The following is a 4,460-nucleotide window of genomic DNA, read 5'->3' on the forward strand; positions in this document are numbered from 1 at the left end:
TAAAGCTTTTCTGAACCACGCGACTATCGCGTGGTTTTCTTTATACAAAAAAGGGTACTGCAAATAGCAGCACCCTATAGCATTATGCAGGTAACCTTATGGAATCCCAGCAATAATAATATACAAGATTGTACGGTCTTATTTCCTCAATAAGCTCTCCTTCTTCCCAAATCTGCATTCCAGTATCAAATCCCTTATCATCAGTGGCCCAATAATAACGAAAATTTACATCTGAAAATTTCTGTGCCAGTGCTTCAATAGCTTTTAATGGTGGTGTCCAAGAAGTTGAAAAACTGATGGTATTTTCTCTGTTCATAATACAATCAATGGCATCGGTAGATCCCCAGTGGGATATTTTCCAGTTATGAATATCAATCTTAGAATCATCTGGCAAGGGAATAATATTTTCCAAGTCTATCGGGCCATTTTTCCCTTCCAAAGATTTAATCACCCTTGCCACTTTTTCCTGCCTGCCAACCAACACAAGCACATTTCGCACATAATTAGGCATAAAACCACCTTCAAATTATTAACTAACCTTTTTCTGTGCAGATTGCCTTACAACAAGACCATGATCACAATAATCAGCTACATCACAATAATTGAGACATTTCTTGTCATGCCAGCGTTCTTTGGATGAACATACCTTGGGAATTTTCCCGGAGTCCATAGCTTCCTTAAGAACTTTTGCCTTGTGTTTGAAGTAACGGATAAGCCAATGGTCCGAAATCTTCTTTATTGGAATGATATAGATATTCTTGTCTATTCCCCGCTCTGCGGCAATTCTGAGGCTACCATCCCTGCACATGGCCTGAATATACATGGAATTTACTTCAAACCCCTGCTGCTCCAACAGAATACGGTAATAGTTAAGCTGAATAGCCCAATCCATTACATACTTGACCCCATCAGTAAAAAGCTCCTGACGATACTTTTGCTGTCCCTTCCTGGCACCTGTCTTATATACTTCCCCAGTGGGAACAGACTTCTTGTAATACCCCATGGCACGCATTAATTTGTAGCTGGATGTAACCTTCAAATCCCCCAGACAGCCCGTGTCTTCATCAAGGAGTTGTCCATAGAGATCAAACTTACCGCTGGTGGTGCCATCCTTCAGACGAACCTCTGAGAGGATATCCCCGTCTATAAAACCTTCATGGATGCCATGAATCCCCTGCCCCTGCAAAGCATATAAAGCACTCTCTGGGTCAATGGTATATTCAGTGGTTTTCTTTAAGTAGGTTTCACGACTGCCACTTATAAGCTCCGTTACAGTAGGTTCATCAATCTTTCTGTCTGAGCTTTTGGCTACAGCCCTTAGTGTTGGCAGGAACATACATCTTGTACCACACCTGCATCCATCTAAACAGCCCGAAATTGGAACCTCCTGCCCGTCCGGACAGAAAAATTTTGTTGCCGGCATAATATTTACCTCCCTTACGCAATCTTTATTTCTTTTCTCTGGTCTGTTTCAAAATTACCGGAACAACTACCTGTATCACTTCCAGAACCTTCTCTAGTGTTATGCTCATCTTTAGTTTCCTCCCCTGCTATCTCATATACAGTTTCAAAATCACCAAAAAGATCTGAACTACTTTTATCTATGCTCCCTACAGAAATTTTGGATATTCCTTTTATAAGAGCCTCCCCAAGCAGCTTTGCCTGATTTGGGTTTAGTGTTACCTCTATACTGCTTTCAGCTGTATCCATAAACAGATAAATATGACCATCAATAAGGACTCTGCACTTTATGTTCTCATAGGACAGACAGCTTGAATACGATGACATAAGCTATACCCCCTTAGAAAATATCCCTGTTGTAATTAAACAGCTCACTACGGTCCTCTCTGAGGCTCAGTGAGCCTTCCTTGGCAATGATGATATGGTCCACAAGCTGGATTCCCAATATTTTGGAACTCTCAATAAGTTCCTTAGTAAACCTGATGTCTTCCTGACTAGGGGTGGCAATACCCGAAGGATGATTATGGGCCACCACTATGGCTGCTGCCATTCTCTTTATGGCCATGGAATAGATTTCTCTCATGCCTACAGCACTGGCAGAGATGGTTCCTCTTGTAACCATTTTGCTGCCAATTACATGGTGCTTGTTATCAAGGAACATAACCCACACTTCCTCTGTCGGATTACCGGCGAGATACTGGAAATACTCAATGGCATCATCTGGTGAATGGACGGTCTTTATGCTGTCCTTGCGGCGGTGAATAATACGATGGACTATTTCCTTTAATGCCATGAGCATTTTTACTCTAGCATCGCCTATTCCCTTTATTGCCAATACTTCCTGCTCAGCCACATTTAAAAGCTCAGGGACACCGTAATCACCTACCGCTACTGCCAACGCCGGGTTCAAAATCCTTAAGAGTTCGTTATCACTAAGTTTCTGAATTTCACTTTCCATATTTAAACCTCCCAAATTTAAAAGGGACAGGCATTGCGCCTGTCCCCACATTTATCTTTTATGCTGTTATTGCGTTCAGTGAACGAACTGGGGTAATATTAATAACTTCCCTTACTTTTGGTAAAGACTCAGCAAGAATTTCACCACCAATTCTTTCCAGATCTGTTGCCCTTTCATAGCTTGAGGCCATCTTGGATGCAGCTGTGACAGCATTAAGCAGTCCATATCTGCTGTTGTCCTTTCCCATAAACAACTGGCGAAGGACATCTCCACGCTCATTAGGATTAAGCTGGTACTTGTCAGCCAGAAGCTCTACTTCCTTTACTGGGTCTTTACCCAACGGGATATCCATAGATTCCTTCAGCTTGTCTACAGCCATAATAAATTTGGCTTCATCAGCTGCCACCTTTACCGTATCCTGAACCTTCATGAAGAATGCCTTATCGTCAGCCTTCAAGGTTTCGTCAGAATAAAGCTCATAGGCACCGTCCCCCTCTACCTGCCTGCCAACATGATATTTCTTCTGGGTATAATCCTTAAGAACAAGCCCATTCTTACATACGAGCCTATAGATAAGCGGTTCAATCTTTACGCTGCCAAGACCTACCTCAGAATTGGAGATAACAAATCCTGCCTGTACAGCATCACCTACAGCTACCTCGGCTTTAAGTTTCTTGTTTACGACCTTCAGATACATGTGTGTAGGTGTTACCTCGCAGCTGTTGATGGATGCCCCCGGCATATCCCTTATGATAGGCAGTACAGCCTCACACAGCTCCAGATTATCCAGCCTGCGATAACGGTCAGACAGAAATGCCCTTACCTCCCCATCCAGAGTTCTCAGCATTCTTCTTTCCGGCGCATAATGAAACCATGTGTTTACGTTCTCAGACAGCAAATCAGGCTGCTCCACCATCATCTTCTGATAATAACGGTACGGAATCTGAAGCCTCTGCGCAATCTGCTGATGAGCAAGCTCATTAACGGCAAATGTCTGAGTTTTCCCCTTCATGTTGAGACTAATAAAGCTCCTGCCGTTATCCTCTGCCTTAAAATCCATGAGAGTGGTATCCGACAGGAAATCCTGTCTAGCTTCCCTCTGCCTCTGAAGTTCTTCTCCCAGTTGCTCCAATGTTCTTCCCTGTTTCATAACTTTTTCCTCCTTTTGAAAAATAGATTTATATTAATAAAAAACAGCTTCTGAACTGATAGCTGGAGGATATATTCCTCAGATATATAGTATGCAACTGAAAAAATTGACTCTTTCAATAATGTAAAAAGGCAGTTATCTGTGCTTCTCATACTGTAAATGAGCATTAATAAAATTACTGAAATCACAATAATTATTATTAACAATAAAGTAAGAAAATATAAAGGAGGAATCCCAATGGAAATAATGGGTGTAATGCCTATCAACAAATCCGTTCTGACAGTTGCTGAGACAGCTTCCGTACTAGGTCTTTCATCATGTACTGTCTACAAACTCATAGATAGCGGAATTATTAAAGCCAACAAGATAGGTAAAAGCTGGAAGATTCCGGTAGAATCAATAGAAGCCATTATGCATCAAAAATGATTAATGGAGGTTTTGAAAGATTTATAGAACCTTTATGAACCATGATTTTCTTATTGATTAATTAAATAACATAAATATAAGAAAATAAGAAAAGGAGTTGCTGAATAATGGATAATGAACCTGTACGTATCTTATCTTTGGAAGAGCTATGTGAACAGCTAACGATAGGCAGAAACGCAGCCTACAATTTATTGCGTACCGGCCAGATAAAGGCCTTCAGAATAAAGCGCATTTGGAAAATTCCACAATCAAGTATCAATGAATATGTTCAGACAGTGACAAAATAAAAGTATCCCCTTGGTCACAGGCCAAGGGGATACCATATACTCTCAAATCAAGTTATTAATAATTTTATTCAATTCATCATTATTTTTTTTATACAGATATGAACGGAAGTAAACGGTTCGAGCTATAATGGTACCAAGAATTTAGACCAGTACTTTATTTTTTAAGTGTGCATGATAT

7 protein-coding genes are annotated in these 4,460 nt (G+C 40.8%); 2 read left to right on the forward strand and 5 right to left on the reverse strand.

Annotated features, from left to right (window positions below; translation table 11 throughout):
- Positions 1–82: 82 nt before the first annotated feature.
- The 5 genes from Q0Y54_RS11850 to Q0Y54_RS11870 are packed head-to-tail and all read right to left on the reverse strand — an operon-like array spanning position 83 to position 3,569.
- Positions 83–511 carry a hypothetical protein gene (locus Q0Y54_RS11850; RefSeq protein ID WP_297968247.1) on the reverse strand — a complete coding sequence of 143 codons (429 nt, stop codon included), beginning with the start codon at positions 509–511 and terminating at the stop codon, positions 83–85.
- Positions 512–529: 18 nt separating this feature from the next.
- Positions 530–1,423, reverse strand: coding sequence for a hypothetical protein (locus Q0Y54_RS11855; protein ID WP_297968249.1), 894 nt, complete (start codon positions 1,421–1,423; stop codon positions 530–532).
- Between the two features lie 14 nt (positions 1,424–1,437).
- Positions 1,438–1,788: a hypothetical protein gene (locus Q0Y54_RS11860; RefSeq protein WP_297968252.1), complete on the reverse strand. Its 351-nt coding sequence runs from the start codon at positions 1,786–1,788 to the stop codon at positions 1,438–1,440.
- A 13-nt stretch (positions 1,789–1,801) separates the two neighbouring features.
- Positions 1,802–2,419: a RadC family protein gene (radC, locus tag Q0Y54_RS11865; RefSeq protein WP_297968256.1), complete on the reverse strand. Its 618-nt coding sequence runs from the start codon at positions 2,417–2,419 to the stop codon at positions 1,802–1,804.
- A 58-nt stretch (positions 2,420–2,477) separates the two neighbouring features.
- Entirely contained in the window at positions 2,478–3,569 is a 1,092-nt protein-coding gene (locus Q0Y54_RS11870; protein WP_297968259.1) for a DUF932 domain-containing protein, read from the reverse strand.
- A gap of 237 nt (positions 3,570–3,806) precedes the next feature.
- Between Q0Y54_RS11870 and Q0Y54_RS11875 the strand changes: the two genes are divergently transcribed.
- Together Q0Y54_RS11875 and Q0Y54_RS11880 are read left to right on the forward strand one after the other, a co-directional pair.
- Positions 3,807–3,995 carry a helix-turn-helix domain-containing protein gene (locus tag Q0Y54_RS11875; protein ID WP_297968262.1) on the forward strand — a complete coding sequence of 63 codons (189 nt, stop codon included), beginning with the start codon at positions 3,807–3,809 and terminating at the stop codon, positions 3,993–3,995.
- A gap of 107 nt (positions 3,996–4,102) precedes the next feature.
- Entirely contained in the window at positions 4,103–4,282 is a 180-nt protein-coding gene (locus Q0Y54_RS11880; RefSeq protein ID WP_297968264.1) for a helix-turn-helix domain-containing protein, read from the forward strand.
- Positions 4,283–4,460: the final 178 nt, after the last annotated feature.

The sequence above is a fragment of the uncultured Anaerovibrio sp. genome (assembly GCF_947302755.1).
In the GTDB taxonomy this organism is placed as follows: domain Bacteria; phylum Bacillota; class Negativicutes; order Selenomonadales; family Selenomonadaceae; genus Anaerovibrio.